This is a genomic window from uncultured Microbacterium sp. (assembly GCF_964244775.1).
Classification (GTDB): domain Bacteria; phylum Actinomycetota; class Actinomycetes; order Actinomycetales; family Microbacteriaceae; genus Microbacterium.
This window is the reverse complement of sequence record NZ_CAXTJR010000011.1, coordinates 90,998-110,006: the sequence shown is the minus strand read 5'-3', so window position 1 is coordinate 110,006 and position 19,009 is coordinate 90,998. Positions and strand designations below refer to the sequence as shown.

Genomic DNA, 19,009 nt, shown 5'->3' with positions numbered 1-19,009 from the left:
CGGTTCCCGCAATGCACCCTCGGTTCTCGCAATGCACCCTCGGCGAGGGTGCATTACGACGATCGAGGGTGCATTACGACGGTCGAGGGTGCATTGCGGGAACGCCGAACGGCACCCCGGCCGAAGCTGGGGTGCCGTTCGTGACCGAGAGGTCAGCTCTGCGAGGTGACGCGGGATGCCGCGGCGAAACCCGCCTCGAAACCCCGCTCGAATGCGCGCTCACCCTTGCGGCCGTCGCGTGCACCGTGGTGCGGGTGACGGTGCTGTCCGCGCTCGTCGTGAGCCTCGGGACCGCAGCCCGGGTGCCCGTGACCGAAGTCGGGGCGGCCGAAGCCGGGGCCGAAGCCCGCGCCGGGGCCGAATCCGCGGTGCCCGAACCCGCGGCCGAAGCCGGGGCCGAAACCGGCCCGACCGCGACCGAAGCCACGGGGCATCCGTTCGCTCCCATCCCAGCCGAGTGCGCGGGCGATGGCCTCGAGTGAGGCCACGGTCGTGGCGTAGTCCTCGGGTGAGACCGCGGCGGTGACCCGCTCGCGGATCGCGTCGACGCGGCCCTTCATAGCCGCACGCTTGGCGCGTCCCTCGTCGGTCAGTGTCCAGACGCCGTCGGTCTCGGTGACCAGGCCTTGTTCGGCGAGGGTGCGGAACAGCTTGCCGCCGTGCTTTCCCGCCCGTTCAGCGATGCGCTCGGCGATGCGGGCGAACCGCTCGTCGCCGACCTCGCCGGACAGGAGGTTGAGGGCCATCCACTCGCGGCGATCGAAGCCGTCGGCCTCGAATTCCGCGGCGAACGCCTCGGCGATCTGCCGCTCGACCAGCCGGAGCCAGTACCCGAGCGGACGGCCGGTCGCGTCGCCGGCGGAGTCTTCGTTGATGTTCTCGTTGATGTTGTCATCGGTGTTCATGGTGTTTCCTTTGCGTGAGGGGCCGGGGCGTTGGCTCTCCGGCGAGATATGCATGTCAGGTGGCATGTATATGTAGTGTGACATGAACCCTGGATACATGTCAAGTGGCATGTATTCTTCTCTCATGTCCGATTCCCCCGCGACCCCGCCCGACCCCGTCGAGGCGATCACCGCCGCGCTCGCTCGGCTGCGCGGTCGGCGGCGGCCGCCCTGGGCTGAGGGCCGGGGGGAGGTCGACGGGCAGCCGAGCGAATGGCGAGGGCCGTGGGGCGTTCGCGGATCGCACGCACACGGAGGTCCGCACGGCCACGGTCACCCAAATGGATACGGAACCGGTCATGCAATGCCCGGGGGGCCTGGGTGGCCCGAGGCGATGCAGGCGCGCTTCGGCGGTCCGGCGCGCCTCCGGCTCCTCGAGGCGCTGGCCGCAGCATCCGATCCCCTGACGGTCAGCGAGATCGGCGCAGCCATCGGCGTCGACCAGCCCCGTGCATCGCGGCTCGTGCAGCAGTCCGTCGACCTGGGCGTGGTGCGGCGCGAAGCCGATCCGGCCGATGCGCGTCGGACTCGCATTGTGCTGACGGATGCCGGAGCCGCCCTGGTCCGCGGGTTCCGCGGTGAGCGGCGGGGAACCGTCGAGGCCGCGCTCGCCGCGTTCACAGATCAGGAGCGGGCCGACCTCGCACGTCTCCTGACGAAGCTCGCCGATGCCTGGCCTCGCGCCTGAACGCCCGGACGCCCGGACGCCCGGACGCCCGGACGGACATACGGCAAGGCCCGAGGGTCAGAGACGCCGGTGCGCCGGAAGCTTCACGAACAGCAGGAGCACGAGGCCGAGGGCCAGGATGATCGTGATGCCCAGGATGCCGAAGTACGTCGCGCCGAACCATCCGATGAACAGCGCCCACAGGAGCGGCGAGAGGAAGCTCATCGCTCGGCCCGTCGTCGCGTACAGGCCGAACACCTCGCCCTGCATCTCGGCCGGTGTCACCCGTGCGAGGAGCGACCTGCTGGAGGCCTGAGCGGGCCCGACGGCTGCGGACAGGACGATGCCGCCGATCCAGAAAACCGTCTTGCCGCCCTCGTGGAAGAAGAAGACGAACAGGGCGCTGACGATGAGGATCGACAGCGCGAAGACGATGACCGTGCGCGCCCCGAAGCGATCGTCGAGCCGGCCGGCGGCGATCGTCGAGATGCCCGCGACGAGGTTGAGGGCGATGCCGAAGATGATCACCTCGGTGGGGGTGAAGCCGAATGCGGCCGCCGCGAGTACACCGCCGAAGGCGAAGACGCCCGCCAGCCCGTCGCGATAGACGGCACTGGCGATCAGGAACCAGAACGTCGAGCGATGGTTGCGGAAGAGGGCGATGACGTCTTTCACCAGCACGACGTAGCTCTCGAAGAACCCGACGTGCGGCCGGTCGCTGCGCGCGGGCGTCTCGGGCACATTGAAGACGAACGGCAGGGCGAACACGATGGTCCAGACGCCCGCACCGACCGCGATCAGCCGGTACGCGAGTCCGCCCGAGACGTCGAGGCCGAACCACGAGAACTGGTTCAGGATCACCACGATCACGAGCGCGACGATGCCGCCGATGTATCCGAGGCCCCAGCCGAGGCCGCTCACGCGCCCGATCGACCGGGGGGTGGAGACTTCGACCAGCATCGCGTTGTAGTTGACGCCCGCGATCTCCGAGACGACCGAGCCGATCGCGACGATCGCGGCGCCGAACCAGAAGAACACCGGCTCTGCGTAGACGAAGAAGAGCGCGAACTGGAGAAGCGCCAGAATGACCGTGCTCCCGATCACCCATCGCTTCTTGGTGCCCTTCGCGTCGGCGCGCTGCCCGAGTACGGGGGCGAGAAGGAGGATCAGGATGCCGGCGGCGAACGCCACCCAGCCGTACCACCCGGCGAGATCGGACAGCGATTGGCAGTACTGCGTGGCCGTGTAGGCGGCCGATGAGCACTCGATCGTGCCGTTGGCGTTCTGCGCGGCGATGTCCGGCGGCAGGAAGCTGTCGGAAACGAGGTACAGCGAGACGAAGACGAACGTCAGGATGACGGAGTTGAACGGCTGAGTCGCCCAGTCCCACATCGCCCACGACACGACCTGCTTGCGGGGGACGACCCGATCGGGGTCGAGCTCTGCACCCATCGCCGCGATCGCGCCGCTGTTCGCGGTCGGGGGCGGAATGATCGGCGAGCCTTCGGGTTCGTGCGAACTCATAGCGATCACTCTCAGCTGGGTGGGTGAACGGAGTGTGACGCATCCCCTCGGGCAGGATGCCTCGCCCGCAGCGTCGCGGGCGAGCCCAGGCTACTCCGCGACGCGCCGCTAGGCTCGCTGCAGCGCGGTGCGCGGAACGGGGGAGAGATGACCGGACCGTCGCCGCGCCGAAGGAAGGGTCGCGCACAGGATCGCCTCGCCGAGTTCGAGGGCACCGGCGACGCCTTCGTCATGTACTTCAAGGAGCGGGTCTACGCGACCTTCACCGGCCTTGCGATCGTGCTCGTGGTGTGGGCCAGTGGGCACGCGGAGGCCGACCACGCGTTCTTCGCCCTCGTCCTGGGCGTGCTCGGGATCACCGCGGCCGGGTTCGTCTCCGACGTCATCTCGCACTTGGCGGTGCATCAGGAGTTTCCGAGCCGCAACGAGCTCGGCCTCCTTTTCCAGGTCGCTGGCGGCGCGCTCGGAACGGTGCTGATCCCCGGCATCCTCTTAGTGCTCGCGTGGGTGGGAGTCCTCCCGCTGGAGACGGCGCTGATCGCGGCGATCGGCGTGTACGTCGTCACGCTCGCGGTCGTCGGATGGTTCGCCGTGCGGCGCTCGAAGCTCACGTGGTGGAAGCAGCTGCTGGTGCTGCTCGCCCTGGTCGTGCTCGCGCTCATCGTCGTGTTCCTGCAGGTGCTCGGCCACGCAGTCTGAGCGTTCCTGAAAGTTGAGCCAGAGCGTATCAAGTTCATTTGACACCGTTACGCACCCTCGCTAGCCTTGAGTCATCAGGGCTCAACCTCGAGTCCGCCGACTTTCACAGACGAATACACCCCGGGGCGCGGCATCCGTCGCAGTCCCAGAACGATCAAGGAGACACAATGCCCCGTGCAGTGGGAATCGACCTCGGAACGACCAACTCGGTCGTGAGCGTGCTGGAGGGCGGCGAGCCCAAGGTCATCGCGAACGCCGAAGGCTTCCGCACGACGCCGTCCGTGACGGCGTTCACCAAGGACGGCGAGGTGCTCGTCGGCGAGACCGCCAAGCGCCAGGCCGTCACCAACGTCGACCGCACCGTCGCGAGCGTCAAGCGCCACATGGGCACGAACTGGACGTTCGACGTCGACGGGAAGAAGTACACGCCGCAGGAGATCTCGGCGCGCATCCTCGGCAAGCTCAAGCACGACGCCGAAGAGTACCTGGGCGACACGGTGACGGATGCCGTCATCACCGTTCCCGCGTACTTCAATGACGCCGAGCGACAGGCCACGAAGGAGGCCGGCGAGATCGCGGGCCTGAACGTCCTGCGCATCATCAACGAGCCGACCGCGGCAGCGCTCGCCTACGGCCTCGACAAGGGCAAGGAGGACGAGCTCATCCTCGTCTTCGACCTCGGTGGCGGAACGTTCGACGTGTCGCTGCTGGAAGTGGGCAAGGACGACGACTTCTCGACCATCCAGGTGCGCGCCACCGCCGGTGACAACCGCCTCGGCGGCGACGACTGGGACCAGCGTCTCGTCGACTACTTCATCAAGCAGTTCAAGGACACGACCGGAGTCGATGTCTCGGGCGACAAGATCGCGCTGCAGCGCCTCAAGGAGGCTGCCGAGCAGGCGAAGAAGGAGCTCAGCTCCTCGATGTCGACCAGCGTCAACCTGCCCTACCTGTCGCTGACCGACAGCGGCCCGGTGTCGCTGTCCGAGACGATCACGCGCGCCAAGTTCGAAGACCTCACGAAGGACCTGCTCGACCGCACCAAGAAGCCCTTCGAGGACGTCATCCGCGAGGCCGGCATCAAGGTCGGCGACATCGACCACGTCGTGCTGGTCGGCGGATCGACCCGCATGCCCGCCGTCGCCGAGCTCGTCAAGAAGGAGGCCGGCAAGGAGGCGAACAAGGGCGTCAACCCCGATGAGGTCGTCGCCGTGGGCGCCGCCCTGCAGGCCGGCGTGCTGAAGGGCGAGCGCAAGGACGTCCTGCTCATCGACGTCACCCCCCTGAGCCTCGGCATCGAGACCAAGGGCGGCATCATGACCAAGCTCATCGAGCGCAACACCGCCATCCCGACCAAGCGCAGCGAGACCTTCACCACGGCCGACGACAACCAGCCGTCCGTCGCGATCCAGGTCTTCCAGGGCGAGCGCGACTTCACCCGCGACAACAAGCCGCTGGGCACGTTCGAGCTCACCGGCATCGCACCGGCGCCCCGCGGCATCCCGCAGGTCGAGGTCACGTTCGACATCGACGCGAACGGCATCGTGCACGTGTCCGCCAAGGACAAGGGCACGGGCAAGGAGCAGTCGATGACGATCACGGGCGGCTCGTCGCTCGCGAAGGACGACATCGAGCGCATGGTGCGCGAGGCCGAGGAGCACGCCGCCGAAGACAAGAAGCGTCGCGACTCCGCCGAGACCCGCAACCAGGCCGAGACCCTGTCGTACTCGATCGACAAGCTCATCAAGGACAACGACGACAAGCTCCCGGCCGACGTCAAGACCGAGGTGCAGGGCGATGTCGATGCGCTCAAGACGGCGCTCGCCGGCGAGGACGACGACGCGGTCAAGGCCGCGTTCGACAAGCTGACGGCGAGCCAGGGCAAGCTGGGTGAAGCGATCTACGCCTCGTCGCAGGCATCCCAGTCGGCTCCGGATGCTGCGCCCGAGGGTGCACCGGAGGGCGAGGCCCCGTCGGGGTCCGAGGAGGACGTCATCGATGCCGAGGTCGTGGACGACGAAGACGAGAAGAAGTAGGACGAGAACCCATGTCGAAGAAGGACCACGAAGAGCCGCAGGGCTACGACGGCCCTGAGTCGTCCGGTGGGCAGCCCGCACAGGAGCCGGCGGAGGAATCCGCCGGCTCCGCCGCGGCGTCGACGGAAGAGCTGACCGTCGACGACATCCTGGGGGCGACGCAGAACTCGGATGCTGCTGCCGAAGACGCTGTCCTGGCAGACCTGGAGTCCGCTCTGCTGGGCGACCTCAAGCGGCTGCAGGCCGAGTATGCGAACTACCGTCGCCGGACCGAAGACCAGCGCGAGCGCGAGCTCGAGCGTGCGAAGGGAGAGGCCGCCAAGGGCCTCATCCCGGTGCTGGACGATCTGGATCGCGCCGACAAGCACGGCGACCTGCAGGAGGGCACGCCCTTCTTCGCGATCGCCGAGAAGCTCCGCACGCTCGCCGAGCGGATGGGACTGGTCGGCTATGGCGCGGCGGGCGAGGCCTTCGACCCGCAGCAGCACGAGGCTATCTTCCAGGCCCCGACCCCCGGCGTCACCGAGCCGACGGTCCTCGAGGTCGTCGAGACGGGCTACCGTCTCGGCACGGTCGAGCTTCGACCCGCCAAGGTCGTCGTCGCCGTGCCGGCCGACCCTTCGCCTGGCTCAGGGACCGTTTAGCACGCCATGGCCAGCCAAGACTGGTTCGACAAGGATTTCTACGCCGTGCTCGGCGTCGATAAGGGCGTCGCGGACGCCGATCTCAAGAAGACTTATCGCAAGCTCGCCCGCAAGTACCACCCCGACTCCAATCAGGGCGACACCGCGGCCGAGGCGAAGTTCAAGGAGATCAGCGAAGCGTATTCGGTGCTCTCCGATGTCGAGCAGCGCAAGGAGTACGACCAGATCCGCGCCATGGGCTCGGGCGCCCGGTTCACCGCGGGCGGCCAGAGCGCCGGCGGCTTCGAAGATGTCTTCAGCATGTTCGGGCAGGGTCGAGGCGCGCGCACGCAGAACCCGCAGGATTTCGACGACATCTTCACGATGTTCAACCAGCAGCAGGGCGGGGGATTCGGCTCCGGCCGATTCGGCCAGACCACCGGCGGCTTCCGCGGCTACGGCGGGCCGACGCGCGGCGCGGATGTCACCGCGCGCACGACGATCGACTTCATCACCGCGACCAAGGGCGAGACCATCACGCTCCAGGGTGATGACGGCAAGCCGTTCAAGGTGAAGATCCCCGCCGGCGTCGCCGACGGACAGAAGATACGGCTGCGCGGCCGCGGTCGCCCGTCGCCCGACGGCGGCGAGACGGGCGACATCGTCGTGCAGATCGCGGTGCGACCGCATCCGGTCTTCACCCGCGACGGGCTGAACCTGCGGGTGAGCGTGCCGGTGACCTTCACCGAGGCGGCGCTCGGCGCGACGATCGAGGTGCCCACGCTCGGCGGCGATCCCGTCAAGCTGCGGGTGGCCCCGGGCACTCCGTCCGGGCGCGTCCTGCGCGTCAAGGGCCGGGGTGTCGAGACGTCAAAGGGCACCGGCGACCTCCTCGCCGAGGTGCAGGTGGCTGTGCCGTCGCACCTCGAGGATGATGCCCGCGCCGCGCTCGAGAAGTTCCACGAACTCGAGCCCAAAGAGAACCCGCGCGCCGACCTGATGGCCAAGGCTCGGGGGTAGCGATCATGGTCGACCACGACCAGCTCGACGAGGATTCGCCGATCCTCGCGATCGCCGCCGCGGCCGAGCTCGCGGGCATGCACCCGCAGACCCTCCGCCAGTACGACCGGATCGGCCTGGTCGTGCCCGCCCGCACGCAGGGCGGCTCGCGCCGCTATTCGCTCCGCCACGTCCAGCAGTTGCGTGAAGTCGCGCGCATGTCGGGCGACGGCATGAGCCTGCCCGCCATCGCCCGCATCATCGAACTGGAAGAGCGCGTGCGCGAACTGCACTTCCGCGTGCGCGACCTCGAGGCGCGCGTGCAGGCCGAGCTGCAGAACCGCCCGGGGGCCCGGGTGTTCGCGGCCGGATCGACCGGTTCGGTGGTGTCGCTGCGCCACGGCACCCGCGTGCGGCGCACGCGGGAGGTCATGCTCTGGCAGCCGCGCCGCTTGCTGGACGCCGGCGAACCCACCCCCGACGACCTCGACGAGGACTGACGCGCTCGCGGCAGCATCCCGACACCGCCGTCCGTTCCCGCGAGACTGTCTCGCCGCCCGACGCCTCCCAGTCGTGATCAGCCGACCGGCGGCGTGATCCCTCGCGCCTGGAGGTACAGCGCGTAGTCGGCGCGCGATAGGTCGGCGTAGGCGTAGGCCCACTCGACGATCGACTCGCCGACGACCCGGCCGTTTCCGATGTAGCCGGCCACGAGCGCGGCGGTCTGCGACTGCACGTGCGCACGCGCGAGCGTCGTGGCGCAGACATCCGCGTAGCGGGCGAAAGGCACGTCGTCGAGGGTGTCCATCTCGATGCTCCCCTTCTTGTCGTGGAACTGGCGTACGTAGTAGTCGGTGTCGTTCTCGGTGACCTGCAGGTGGCCGAGGAACGGATCGGACACCGCCTGCAGGATGCGCTGCAGCGCCACGACCCGACCGCCTTCGCCGAACTCCGCGACGTGGTCGACGAGGGCCTGCGGCTGGGTGACGTGCCCGTATTCCTCCAGCACACTGCGCACCGCCTCCTTCGCCTGCAGCAACAGCGCGTTGCCTGCGCCGTCCTGCAGGAGCAGCAGGAAGCACCGCGTGCCCACGCTGCCGACACCCACCACCCGCCGCACGATGTCCGAGACGGTGTAGTGGCGCAGCAGCAGACGGATGTCGACGCTGGTCGTCACGACGTAGCGGTCCAGGAGCTCGCTCAGCTGCGACTCGATCTCCGCGGGGGCGTGCGTCATCGTCGGGGGGGCTTCGACGAACGCGATCCGGCCGGTGCCCGTGACCGTCGTCAGTTTGCGCATCGCCCGCTCGGCGGTGCGCTTCTCAGCGTCCTTCATGGCGGTGCGCATGGTCTTGCGGCTCTCCGGGTCCATCCCGGCCAGCCGCGCGCCCGCGTCGAAGTGCTCGTAGAAGCGGACGAGGGGGCTGAGCTTCACGCCGGCTTCCATCGCCCTCGCGTACGTGCGCACGGCGCTGAGCGAAGCATCCCTGATGACAGCGTCGTCGCGAGACGTCGACTGTCCCGCGATCACGATGCTCGTGACGAGCCGCTTGAGGTCCCACTCCCACGGCGCCCACGCGGCCTCGTCGAAGTCGTTCAGGTCGAAGACGAGTGTGCGCTGCGGCGAGGCGTAGAACCCGAAGTTCGACACGTGCGCATCGCCGCAGGACGCGACGAGGATGCCGGAGTCCGGGTCGCTCGCGAGGTCGGCGGCCATGATCGCGGCCGTGCCGCGGTAGAACGTGAACGGACTGGCCGACATGCGCTCGGCGCGCAGCGGCAGGTACTCCTGCAGCCGTGAGGCGTTCTGCCGGTCCAGGATGCCGATCGGGTCGCGTGGGGCCTCCACGCGCCGTGCGAGGTTCCGGCGCGGAACCGTCGCACGCACCTCCCGACCCGAAGCCAGCAGATCGGCCAGCGACGGCGGCGGCGTCCACGATTGGGCGAGGGGGCGGGGCGGGGCGTCGGTCATGGCTCATTGTCCACCCGGGCCGGCCGGCGGCGCAGGGGAGGGCGGCAACATCATCCTGCGCGGGTGAGCGGCCGTCGCCCGCCTGCCCAGCGGGTCTACGGGGGCGAGCGGGCATCCGCCTTTAGAGTGCAGAAATGACGACGAAGATCCTCCGCGAAGACACGCGGGGTGAGACGCCCCGGAGCCTGCGTTGGGCGCAGCTGACCTATTGGCCCCTGGCGATTGCCGCCGGCGTGTTTCTCATCACCTACACGGTGCACGTCATCGGCGACGTTCAGGGCCTGGCGGCCATCGTCACCACGCTCGTCATCTCGGTCATCTGGCTGATATTCATCGTCGACTACCTCGTGCGTCTCTCGCTGTCGAACCCGCGACGACTGTGGGCCCGCACCCACAAATTCGACCTCGTGCTGGCGATCGTGCCCCCGCTCCGACCGGTGAAGCTGCTCGACGCATTCACCAGGATCGCCTCGTTCACGCGCACGGCGGGCAGCTCCATCCGCGCGCGCCTCCTGATCTACGGTGTCGGGTCGGCGCTCCTGCTCATCTGGTACATCTCGCTCGTCGAGGTGCAAGTCGAGCGGCATGCGCCAGGGGCATCGATCACGTCGTTCCCGGCCGCCGTCTGGTGGGCGTTCTGCACGGTGACGACCGTCGGCTACGGCGACTACGTGCCCGTGACGATCCCCGGCCGGGTCGCGGCCGTCGTGCTCATGGCGGGCGGCGTGGTGTTCGTCGGTCTCGTCGTCGCGACGATCTCCTCGTGGGTGGTCGAACGCGCCACCCGAGGCCATGAAGACGCCATCCCCGCCAGCCGCGGGGACGTCAGAGCGCTGACGGATGCCCTCGTGCAGGCGCAGCACCGCGTCGAGGCCGAGCGGCTCGCGGCTCGCCAGGCCGACTCTTCGACCAGTCCGTCGTCGGGCTCGTGATGACCCCGTTCCGACGTCGCCCGCCGGCTCAGCCCGCGCCCGTGCCTGCCGCGCCGGCTCCGTCTGTGCTCTCGCCGACCCTGCGCGTGCTGATCGGACTCGCTGCGACGGTCATCGCCCTCGCGGGACTCTCGCTCGCGCGCGAACTCGTCGGTCCTCTGGCGCTCGCCGCGGTGATCGTCATCATCTGCCACCCCATCCGTCACCCGCTCGAGCGGCGAGGCTGGCCCAGGTGGCTCGCGACCACCACCGTGATCGTGGTCTCTTACCTGATCCTCGCGGTGCTGGCCGCGCTGATGTTCTTCGCGGGCACCCAGTTCGTCAAGCTCGTCGGCAGCTACTCCGACGAGCTGCGCGCCTCGGCGCAGAACGTCGTCGCCTGGCTGCAGTCGGCCGGGCTCGACCAGCAGGCGACGGACGCAGCATCCGGGATGCTGGATCCCTCCGCGATCATCGGTGTCGCCACCTCGCTCGGCGGAACCGTGTTGAGCGTGCTGACCGCGTTCTTCTTCGTGCTCGCCTATGTCATCTTCATGGCCGCCGACGGGTCGCGGTACGCGCGCGCGGAAGCGCAGTTCGGCGCGGGGATCCGTTCGACGGTGGCGCGATTCCAGTCGTACAACCGCGGCGTACGCCGCTACTACATCGTGAACGCATCCTTCGGCGCGGTCGTGGCCATCATCGACGGCCTCGCGCTGTGGGCACTGGGCGTGCCGGCGCCCGCGGTGTGGGCGATCCTCGCGTTCGTCACCAACTTCGTGCCGAACATCGGCTTCGTGCTCGGACTCGTCCCGCCCGCGGTGCTCGCGCTCGTCGTGGGCGGCTGGCCGCTCATGCTCGCCGTCGTCGCCATCTACTGCGTCGTCAACGTGACCCTTCAGGTGCTCGTCCAGCCGAAGTTCGTGAGCGATGCGGTGAACCTGAGTCTCACGCTGAGCTTCTTCTCGGTGATCTTCTGGACGTTCATCATCGGCCCGCTCGGAGCCATCCTGTCGATCCCGTTGACCCTGCTGGTGCGGGCGCTCGTGCTCGAAGGCGACCCGGGAGCGCGCTGGCTGAGGTGGCTGTCGGGGGACGCGGATGCTGCGCGGTCGCCCTCGTCGGAGACAGGCTGACCGTCGCAGGGTTTTATTCCCGCGAATCCTTCCGCTCAGGGCGTACGCCGGTGGTTGGAGGGTGTCGGGGGTTGGTCGTACTCTGAGGATGCTCCGACGGATGCCTCGCGCACGCGTCCGATCTTCGTCGAGCGCCCACCGACCCATCGGAGACACCGTGCTCGGAAAACTCCTCTTCCGCTATCTGAAGCCGTACCGCTGGCTGCTGGCCGCCCTGCTGGTGTTCCAGATCATCTCCGCGGTCGCGACGCTGTACCTGCCGCGACTGAACGCCGACATCATCGATCAGGGCGTCTCGCAGGGCGATGTGGCCTACATCTGGTCCACCGGAGCCCTGATGCTCGCGATCTCGCTCGGCCAGATCGTGGCGGCGATCATCGCCACCTACTTCGCCGCGAGGGCGTCGATGGCGGCGGGCCGCGACATCCGGCGCGACCTCTTCGAGAAGGTGAGCGCGTTCTCGGAGCGCGAGGTCTCGTCCTTCGGCCCTGGCTCGCTCATCACCCGCAACACGAACGACGTCCAGCAGGTGCAGATGCTCGCGATGATGGGCTCGACGATGCTCGTCACCGCTCCGCTGCTGGCGATCGGCGGAATCATCATGGCGGTGCGTCAGGACCTGGGACTGTCGTGGCTGATCGCCGTCGCCGTGCCGGTCCTGCTGGTGATGGTGCTCCTCGTGGTCAGCCGGATGGTGCCGCTCTTCCGTCAGTTCCAGAAGAAGCTCGATGCCGTCAACCGGGTCCTGCGCGAGCAACTGACCGGCGTGCGTGTCGTGCGGGCATTCGTGCGCGAAGACATCGAAGAAGAGCGGTTCGGCGTCGCCAACACCGACATCATGGTGGTGGGTCGCAAGGTCGGTTCACTGTTCGTCCTCCTCTTCCCGATGGCGATGCTGGTGCTGAACGTCACGGTCGTCGGCGTCATCTGGTTCGGCGCCGTCCAGGTAAACGACGGCACCATCGAGATCGGCACCCTGTTCGCCTTCATGCAGTACATCGCCCAGATCCTGATGGGCGTGCTGATGGCGAGCTTCATGGTGATCATGATCCCGAGGGCCGCCGTCTCGGCGGAACGGATCAGCGAGGTCCTCGCCAGCGAATCGACGCTGGTGCGCGCCGCGAACCCGGTGTCCGTCTTCCCCTCTCGAGGTGCGGTGCAGTTCCGCGACGCCGAGTTCACCTACCCGGGCGCCGAAGAGCCGGTGCTGCAGGGGATCACCTTCGACGCGGCGCCCGGTGAGACGGTGGCCGTGGTCGGGTCGACCGGCGCGGGCAAGACCACGCTCGTGTCGCTGATCCCGCGTCTGTTCGATGTGACCGGCGGCGAGGTGCTCGTCGGCGGGGTGGACGTGCGCGCGGCCGACCTGGATCTGCTCTGGAAGGGGATCGGCCTGGTTCCGCAGCGACCGTTCCTGTTCTCCGGGACGGTCGCCTCGAATCTGCGCTTCGGCCGGGAGGAAGCGACGGACGAAGAACTCTGGGCAGCCCTCGAGATCGCGCAGGGACGCGACTTCGTCGAGCAGATGGAGGGCAAGCTCGGCGCGCGCATCGCGCAGGGCGGCACGAATGTGTCGGGCGGCCAACGGCAGCGTCTCGCGATCGCGCGTGCGATCGTCCACCAGCCCGACATCCTCGTGTTCGACGACTCGTTCTCCGCGCTCGATCTGACGACCGACGCACGGCTCCGGCAGGCGCTGTGGCGCGAACTGCCGCACGTGACCAAGATCGTCGTCGCCCAGCGCGTCTCGACGATCACCGAGGCCGATCGCATCGTGGTCCTCGACAACGGACGGATGGCCGGCATCGGAACCCACGAAGAGCTTCTGGAGTCCAGTACCACCTACCGAGAGATCGTCGATTCGCAACTGGCGGTGCAGGCATGAGCACTCCCGATATCGTCTCCGAAGAGGAGCAGCTCGAACTCGAGCTCGCCGAGCAGGCTCGCCAGAACTCCGGCGATTGGGACAGCGTCAAGCCCGGCAAGGCGTCGAACTTCGGCAAGAGCTTCCGCCGCTTGATCGGCCTGCTGAAGCCGCACGCCGTGTCGTTCACGATCGTGTCGATCCTCGGCGCGATCGGCGTGGTGCTCGCAGTGATCGCCCCCAAGATTCTGGGCGAGGCGACCAACATCATCTTCGAGGGTGTCGCCTCGAACGCGCTCGCCGGCCAGTTCCCCGCCGGCACATCGCAGGCCGATGTGGTGGCCGCCCTCCAGGCTGCCGGCCAGACCGACTACGCAAACGTCATCGGTGCGATGGACGCCTTCTCGGTCGGCACCGGCGTCGACTTCAACGCCCTGCGCATCGTCATAGTCGCAGTGCTCGCGATCTATGTCGTGTCTTCCTTCCTCAGCTGGATCCAGGGCTATGTCATCAACGTGATCATGGTGCGCACGATGTGGCGTCTGCGTCAGGACGTCGAGGTGAAGATCAACCGCCTGCCGCTGTCGTACTTCGACAAGGTGCAGCGCGGCGACCTCATCTCCCGCGTGACCAACGACATCGACAACATCACGCAGACCATGCAGCAGTCGCTGTCGTCGGCCCTGACCTCGGTACTGACTGTCATCGGCGTCCTCATCATGATGTTCTCGATCTCGTGGCAGCTCGCCCTGGTCGCGCTCGTCTCCCTGCCGCTGATGGCCGTCATCTTCGGAGTGATCGGACCCAAGTCGCAGAAGGCTTTCGGCATCCAGTGGCGCAAGGTCGGTACGCTCAACGCGCGCGTCGAGGAGTCGTTCTCCGGGCACGCGCTCGTGAAGGTCTACGGCCGCCAGCAAGACTCGCGTGCGAAGTTCGAGATCGAGAACGCAGAGCTCTATGAGGCCAGCTTCCGCGCCCAGTTCCTCTCCAATGTGATCATGCCGGGGATGACCTTCATAGGAAACCTCACCTACGTCGGCATCGCGGTGCTCGGCGGCGTGATGGTCGCCGGCGGCCAGCTGCGACTCGGCGACGTGCAGGCGTTCATCCAGTACTCGCAGCAGTTCACGCAGCCGCTGTCGCAACTGGGCGGGATGGCCGCGGTCGTCCAGTCGGGCGTCGCGTCGGCGGAGCGGGTCTTCGAGTTGCTCGACGCCGAGGAGCAGGAACCCGACTCGGACGACGCGCCGGATTCGGTGAACGGCGACGGAGTCATCGAGTTCCAGCACGTCAGGTTCTCGTACCTCCCGGAGCGCCCGCTGATCACCGATCTGTCCTTCCGGGTCGAGCCCGGTCAGACGGTTGCCATCGTCGGGCCCACCGGCGCGGGCAAGACGACGCTCGTCAACCTGATCATGCGGTTCTACGAGCTCGACGGCGGGCGCATCCTCCTCGACGGACAGGACATCGCCGAGCTCAGCCGCAATGACGTCCGCTCGCGCACCGGCATGGTGCTGCAGGACCCGTGGTTGTTCGCCGGGACGATCCGCGAGAACATCCGCTACGGCCGCGAGTCGGCCACCGACGACGAGATCGTGGCGGCCGCCACCGCGACACGAGTGGATCGTTTCGTCCACTCGCTGCCCGACGGGTACGACACGGTCCTCGACGAAGACGCCTCCAACGTCTCGGCGGGAGAGAAGCAGCTCATCACCATCGCGCGCGCCTTCATCTCGCAGCCGTCGGTGCTCATCCTCGATGAGGCGACATCGTCCGTCGACACAAGGACCGAGCTGCTCCTGCAGCAGGCCATGAACACGCTCCGCGAGGGGCGCACGTCGTTCGTGATCGCCCACCGGCTCTCCACGATCCGCGATGCCGACCTCATCCTCGTGATGGAGCACGGTGACATCGTCGAGAAGGGCTCGCACGAAGAGCTCATCGCCGCGCGCGGCGCCTACTGGCGGCTGTACCAGTCGCAGTTCGAGCAGGCGGCCAACGATCTCGACGCTGAGGCAGCACTCCTCGATCAGACGCTCACCGGCAGCATCCCCGTCACCGCCGGCGGCGGCTCATCGCAGGCGGTCGAACCGGGCGACTCCGCGCCGCTCGGTACCGAGGCGTAGGCGTCCGGCGCGAACCTCACCCCGCAGGCGTGCGGGGTGAGGCGATCGCCGGATGCCGGCATCCGGCGCGCTCCGTATCTCTGGCGGTCGGGCTTGCGCGTGCCGGTGGGCTGCGTGCCTCGCCCGTGTCCGCCAGCTGGCAGACATGAGCAGCGCATGTCTGCCAGCTGGCGGACATCCGGGCTGGGGTGGCTGCGAGATCCATCGCGCGTGTCTGCAAGCTGGCGGACATCGGGGGCGGGAACTGCCATCTTCCGGACACGCGGGCTCGCGCATGTCGGTGGGTTGCCTGCATCGCGCATGTCTGCCAGCTGGCGGACATGGGGGGTGGGGGCTGCTATCTCCCGGACACGCGGGCTCGCGCATGTCGGTGGGTTGCCTGCATCGCGCATGACTGCCAGCTGGCGGACATCGGGGGTGGGGGCTGCCATCTTCCGGACACGCGGGTTCGCGCATGACTGCCAGCTGGCGGACATCGGGGGTGGGGCCCTGCCATCTCCCGGACACGCGGGTCCGCCAGCAGCGCGCGGGTCAGGCCGTCTTCGCAGGCACCAGGTAGTCGGGATCGACGGTCGTGGTGTGGATGAGCATCTCGGGCGCGCTGCGCACGACGAGCCACGCGGGCAGGATGATCACGCACAGCACGGGCAGCAGCGTGATGTCGCCCACGATGGCCACCGCGATGAACAGGGCGATCCAGCCGTCGCGGGCGACCGCGAGGGCGAGTCCGAGCACACCGCACGCCACGGCGAGCCCGAGGGGGATGGCGGGGAACAGCGAGTGCGCCAGCATCCCGAACGACACCCCGATGAAGACCGAAGGGAACACCCGGCCGCCGCGGAATCCGGCTGCGGCGGCCACGACGAGCGCGACGATCTTGATCCCCGTGAACAGCGCGAGCTGGCCGGCGCTGTACGCATCGGGGTCGCTGAGAAGCTCGGCGCTCTGGTCGAGACCCTTGAAGAGGGTGATCGGGCCGCCGATGAAGCCGAGGATGCCGAGGATCAACCCGCCGAGCGTCGTGTAGATGATCGGGTGCTTGAGCGCCCGGAACGCGCGCCAGACGTACGGGAATGCGTACACTCCCACGAGACCGGCGACGACCGCGGCGCATGCGACGCAGGCACCCCACAATGCATCGAGCGGGATGCTGGTGCTGGCGTACGGCTCGATTCCGGCGACGACGCCGAGGCCTCCGCCCAGCATCGAGCTGACGGCTCCGCCGGCTCCGGCTGCCACCAGAGGCAGGAACAGTCGGTCCCACAGCGACCCGGGCGCCTTCGCGGCGGCGACGACCCCGGTGAAGACGAGGGCGGCGGCCACCGGGGTGCCGAACAGGGCCCCGAGGGTCGCCGCGGCGGCGAGCAGCAGCACGATCTGCTGCGGCACGGCCTTGAACAGGCGCGTGACGACCGCGACGGCCAGCGCGGTGTTGATCGCGATGATCGGGTTTTCGGGCCCGAGGCTGACCCCGCCGGCCAGGGCGAGCACCACGACGAGGATCAGACTGGGCAGCGCCATCAGGCGGAGCGGCGGTGAGATCAGCTCGGTCGTGGCCGAGTCGACACCGCCGTGGCCGGGTACGAGCCAGACGACCAGGCCTACGGCGGCACCGGTCGCGGTGAGGATCAGGATGATCCACCACCCGGCCGGGTCGATGCCGAGGGCGGTCGGGACCGTGGTCCAGATGGCCGTCTCGAGCAGGTCCGCGACGGCTTCGAGCGCCCACAGCGTCACCGCGGAGAGGATGCCGATGAGCAGCGCGGGGATCGCCATCAGCAGCAGCTGACGGGTCCGCGGCGGTGGCGGGACGGCCCGGGGGCCTGCGTGCGGGTCGGTCACGGTCTCACCATAGGGGGCTGGGGGTCGACGTCGCGGGCGCGGCGGGATGCCGGTGTAGCGACCGGCTGCGAGCGAGGAGCCGGACCGCCGCAGCGGCCGGCTCCTCGCTTCGGATCGGCAGATCGGCAGATCCGCGGATCCGCCGATCAGGCCAGAAGGCGTGCCTTCGCGGCGGCGAACTCGTCGTCGGTGAGCACACCAGCATCCTTGAGCGCGGCCAGCTTCTGCAGTTCGGCGACGAGGTCGACGGCCGGCGCGGCCGGCGCGGCCGCCGGCGCGGCGTACTGCGGGGGCGCGGCGTACTGCGGCGGTGGGGCGTACTGCGCCGCGGCAGCCTGGGCTGCCGCGTCGATCTGCGCCTGCTGCTGCTGCGCCTGGTAGGCGTCGGCCTCAGCCTGCGTGTTCGCCTTGTTCTGCTGGTTGCGCTGCATCGAGCCGCTCACGGCGGTTGCGGTGCCGGCCACCACGGCGGTGCGGGCGGCTAGGCCGATGAGGCCGGGGCGGCCCATCCGACGGATCATGATTCTTCTTCTTCCTGCGCGGCTTCGACCAGCGCGTTCACGACGGGCGCGGGAATGCGCTCGCTTCGGATGACGAAACCACCCGATGTGGCCAGGCTTTCGGCGAGGCGCTTGGCCCAGACCAGCTCATAAGCGACGATCGCCGCCGATGCGCCGGGCGGGATCATCTCGGCGAGCTCTTCGATGTCTTCCTCGCCGGCGATGCCGAGCTCGGCGAGCTCGACGGTGCCGAAGCCGTAGCGATCACTGTCGTCCTCGATCTCGACGGCGGTCACCTCGCCATCTTTTGTCTTGGACACGATGATGAAGTCGAGGAGTCGGACGGCGCCGGCCTCGATGAGCTCCACGATCGCGGCGATGACCCCCGGTGCGGGTCGGTCGCCCTCGAACCCGACGAGGTGCAGCTCGACGGGTCCGTATTCGAATTCAGCCACGGTGTTCCTTTCGTTGTTGCGCTGAGGAGGATTAGAAGCTGCCGATGCCTTTGCCGATCAGCGAGATGCCGATGACGAGGAGAAGCACGGCCATGATGACCGCGTTCTCCCGCCCGAGCCAGACACGCAGCGCCTCGAGCGGCCCGTGCAGTCGGTCGGCGGCGATGAGGTAGCCCACGACCGGCACGAGGACGGTGGATGCCGCGATCACCGTGAAGACCGCGATGACCACGATGATCGACCCGACGCTCAGGCCCGCCGATCCGATGTCGGTGCCTGCGGCGGCGGCCATCAGCAGGTTCTTCGGGTTGACGGCCGCGAGGAGGAAGCCGAGGCCGGCCGCGACGGGGAAGGTCATCGTGTCGATGGCCGTCATCCATTTCGGCATCGTCGGCTCCACGCCCGCCTTCGGGCGCTTGCGCCATTGACGCACCGCGACCAGCAGCAGGAGCACGCCGAGCACGAGCCGGATGACACCGCGGATCGGAGCCGAACCGGTCTCGTCGGGGCGGGGCAGTACGGCTGCGAGCAGGCTGAAGACGGTCACGGCGATGATGATCCCGACGACCCAGCCGAGGAGGAACCCGACGCTGATTGTGCGCGCCTTCGGCGAGAGCAGCATGAGGATCGCGGCGATGATCGGGATCGGGCTGATCGCGACGCCGAGGGCGAGCGGGAGGATGTCGCCGATCACAGAACCCATGGGATGCT

17 protein-coding genes are annotated in these 19,009 nt (G+C 68.4%); 10 read left to right on the top strand and 7 right to left on the bottom strand.

From position 1 onward, the window contains the following. Window positions 1-152 precede the first annotated feature (152 nt). The gene (locus ACFE6Z_RS14765; protein WP_375386458.1) at window positions 153-905 is read right to left on the bottom strand and encodes a hypothetical protein; all 753 of its coding nucleotides are present in this window, start codon (window positions 903-905) and stop codon (window positions 153-155) included. 124 nt (window positions 906-1,029) lie between these two features. Between ACFE6Z_RS14765 and ACFE6Z_RS14760 the strand changes: the two genes are divergently transcribed. Continuing rightward, window positions 1,030-1,632, top strand: a complete 603-nt coding sequence (locus tag ACFE6Z_RS14760) for a MarR family winged helix-turn-helix transcriptional regulator (RefSeq protein ID WP_375386457.1) — start codon at window positions 1,030-1,032, stop codon at window positions 1,630-1,632. 57 nt (window positions 1,633-1,689) lie between these two features. Here ACFE6Z_RS14760 and ACFE6Z_RS14755 read toward each other — a convergent pair whose 3' ends face one another. Next, complete coding sequence (locus ACFE6Z_RS14755) at window positions 1,690-3,135, bottom strand: MFS transporter (RefSeq protein ID WP_375386456.1); 1,446 nt, start codon at window positions 3,133-3,135, stop codon at window positions 1,690-1,692. A 147-nt stretch (window positions 3,136-3,282) separates the two neighbouring features. Here ACFE6Z_RS14755 and ACFE6Z_RS14750 point away from each other — a divergent pair, with 147 nt between their 5' ends. The 5 genes from ACFE6Z_RS14750 (at window position 3,283) to ACFE6Z_RS14730 (ending at window position 7,992) form a co-directional block, all read left to right on the top strand. Continuing rightward, window positions 3,283-3,834, top strand: a complete 552-nt coding sequence (locus tag ACFE6Z_RS14750; protein ID WP_375386455.1) for a hypothetical protein — start codon at window positions 3,283-3,285, stop codon at window positions 3,832-3,834. Between the two features lie 167 nt (window positions 3,835-4,001). Then, window positions 4,002-5,870, top strand: coding sequence for a molecular chaperone DnaK (gene dnaK / locus ACFE6Z_RS14745; protein ID WP_375386454.1), 1,869 nt, complete (start codon window positions 4,002-4,004; stop codon window positions 5,868-5,870). Between the two features lie 11 nt (window positions 5,871-5,881). After that, the gene (locus ACFE6Z_RS14740; protein ID WP_375386453.1) at window positions 5,882-6,514 is read left to right on the top strand and encodes a nucleotide exchange factor GrpE; all 633 of its coding nucleotides are present in this window, start codon (window positions 5,882-5,884) and stop codon (window positions 6,512-6,514) included. A gap of 6 nt (window positions 6,515-6,520) precedes the next feature. Continuing rightward, a complete protein-coding gene (locus ACFE6Z_RS14735; RefSeq protein WP_375386452.1) occupies window positions 6,521-7,513 on the top strand; it encodes a DnaJ C-terminal domain-containing protein in 993 nt (330 codons plus the stop codon). A 5-nt stretch (window positions 7,514-7,518) separates the two neighbouring features. Then, the gene (locus tag ACFE6Z_RS14730) at window positions 7,519-7,992 is read left to right on the top strand and encodes a heat shock protein transcriptional repressor HspR (protein WP_375386451.1); all 474 of its coding nucleotides are present in this window, start codon (window positions 7,519-7,521) and stop codon (window positions 7,990-7,992) included. A 77-nt stretch (window positions 7,993-8,069) separates the two neighbouring features. On the opposite strand, the gene ACFE6Z_RS14725 is transcribed toward ACFE6Z_RS14730, so the two are convergent. Beyond that, window positions 8,070-9,464 (bottom strand): DUF2252 domain-containing protein, encoded by a 1,395-nt coding sequence (locus ACFE6Z_RS14725; protein WP_375386450.1) that lies wholly within the window; start codon window positions 9,462-9,464, stop codon window positions 8,070-8,072. A gap of 134 nt (window positions 9,465-9,598) precedes the next feature. Here ACFE6Z_RS14725 and ACFE6Z_RS14720 point away from each other — a divergent pair, with 134 nt between their 5' ends. From ACFE6Z_RS14720 to ACFE6Z_RS14705, 4 genes are all read left to right on the top strand, one after another. Next, entirely contained in the window at window positions 9,599-10,396 is a 798-nt protein-coding gene (locus ACFE6Z_RS14720) for a potassium channel family protein (protein ID WP_375386449.1), read from the top strand. Between the two features lie 41 nt (window positions 10,397-10,437). Further along, window positions 10,438-11,511, top strand: coding sequence for an AI-2E family transporter (locus tag ACFE6Z_RS14715; RefSeq protein WP_375386448.1), 1,074 nt, complete (start codon window positions 10,438-10,440; stop codon window positions 11,509-11,511). Between the two features lie 157 nt (window positions 11,512-11,668). Then, window positions 11,669-13,396 carry an ABC transporter ATP-binding protein gene (locus tag ACFE6Z_RS14710; RefSeq protein ID WP_375386447.1) on the top strand — a complete coding sequence of 576 codons (1,728 nt, stop codon included), beginning with the start codon at window positions 11,669-11,671 and terminating at the stop codon, window positions 13,394-13,396. Beyond that, window positions 13,393-15,501, top strand: coding sequence for an ABC transporter ATP-binding protein (locus tag ACFE6Z_RS14705; protein ID WP_375386446.1), 2,109 nt, complete (start codon window positions 13,393-13,395; stop codon window positions 15,499-15,501). Before ACFE6Z_RS14710 ends, ACFE6Z_RS14705 begins: the two co-directional genes overlap by 4 nt. Before the next feature lie 531 nt (window positions 15,502-16,032). Here ACFE6Z_RS14705 and ACFE6Z_RS14700 read toward each other — a convergent pair. The 4 genes from ACFE6Z_RS14700 to ACFE6Z_RS14685 form a co-directional block, all read right to left on the bottom strand. Next, complete coding sequence (locus tag ACFE6Z_RS14700; protein WP_375386445.1) at window positions 16,033-17,343, bottom strand: ion channel protein; 1,311 nt, start codon at window positions 17,341-17,343, stop codon at window positions 16,033-16,035. 146 nt (window positions 17,344-17,489) lie between these two features. Continuing rightward, window positions 17,490-17,864: an SHOCT domain-containing protein gene (locus ACFE6Z_RS14695; protein ID WP_375386444.1), complete on the bottom strand. Its 375-nt coding sequence runs from the start codon at window positions 17,862-17,864 to the stop codon at window positions 17,490-17,492. Further along, window positions 17,861-18,298, bottom strand: a complete 438-nt coding sequence (locus ACFE6Z_RS14690) for a DUF6325 family protein (protein WP_375386443.1) — start codon at window positions 18,296-18,298, stop codon at window positions 17,861-17,863. The genes ACFE6Z_RS14695 and ACFE6Z_RS14690 overlap by 4 nt, the downstream gene beginning before the upstream one ends. Window positions 18,299-18,329: 31 nt before the next feature. Beyond that, on the bottom strand, window positions 18,330-19,001 hold the full coding sequence (locus tag ACFE6Z_RS14685) for a GAP family protein (RefSeq protein WP_375386442.1): 672 nt from the start codon (window positions 18,999-19,001) through the stop codon (window positions 18,330-18,332). Between the last annotated feature and the right edge of the window lie 8 nt (window positions 19,002-19,009).

Coding starts and splice junctions, on each gene's coding strand:
- ACFE6Z_RS14765 (WP_375386458.1), bottom strand. CDS start 905: ATGAACACCGATGACAACATCAACGAGAACATCAACGAAGACTCCGCC.
- ACFE6Z_RS14755 (WP_375386456.1), bottom strand. CDS start 3,135: ATGAGTTCGCACGAACCCGAAGGCTCGCCGATCATTCCGCCCCCGACC.
- ACFE6Z_RS14740 (WP_375386453.1), top strand. CDS start 5,882: ATGTCGAAGAAGGACCACGAAGAGCCGCAGGGCTACGACGGCCCTGAG.
- ACFE6Z_RS14685 (WP_375386442.1), bottom strand. CDS start 19,001: ATGGGTTCTGTGATCGGCGACATCCTCCCGCTCGCCCTCGGCGTCGCG.
- ACFE6Z_RS14705 (WP_375386446.1), top strand. CDS start 13,393: ATGAGCACTCCCGATATCGTCTCCGAAGAGGAGCAGCTCGAACTCGAG.
- ACFE6Z_RS14725 (WP_375386450.1), bottom strand. CDS start 9,464: ATGACCGACGCCCCGCCCCGCCCCCTCGCCCAATCGTGGACGCCGCCG.
- ACFE6Z_RS14730 (WP_375386451.1), top strand. CDS start 7,519: ATGGTCGACCACGACCAGCTCGACGAGGATTCGCCGATCCTCGCGATC.
- ACFE6Z_RS14720 (WP_375386449.1), top strand. CDS start 9,599: ATGACGACGAAGATCCTCCGCGAAGACACGCGGGGTGAGACGCCCCGG.
- ACFE6Z_RS14760 (WP_375386457.1), top strand. CDS start 1,030: ATGTCCGATTCCCCCGCGACCCCGCCCGACCCCGTCGAGGCGATCACC.
- ACFE6Z_RS14695 (WP_375386444.1), bottom strand. CDS start 17,864: ATGATCCGTCGGATGGGCCGCCCCGGCCTCATCGGCCTAGCCGCCCGC.
- ACFE6Z_RS14735 (WP_375386452.1), top strand. CDS start 6,521: ATGGCCAGCCAAGACTGGTTCGACAAGGATTTCTACGCCGTGCTCGGC.
- ACFE6Z_RS14750 (WP_375386455.1), top strand. CDS start 3,283: ATGACCGGACCGTCGCCGCGCCGAAGGAAGGGTCGCGCACAGGATCGC.
- dnaK (WP_375386454.1), top strand. CDS start 4,002: ATGCCCCGTGCAGTGGGAATCGACCTCGGAACGACCAACTCGGTCGTG.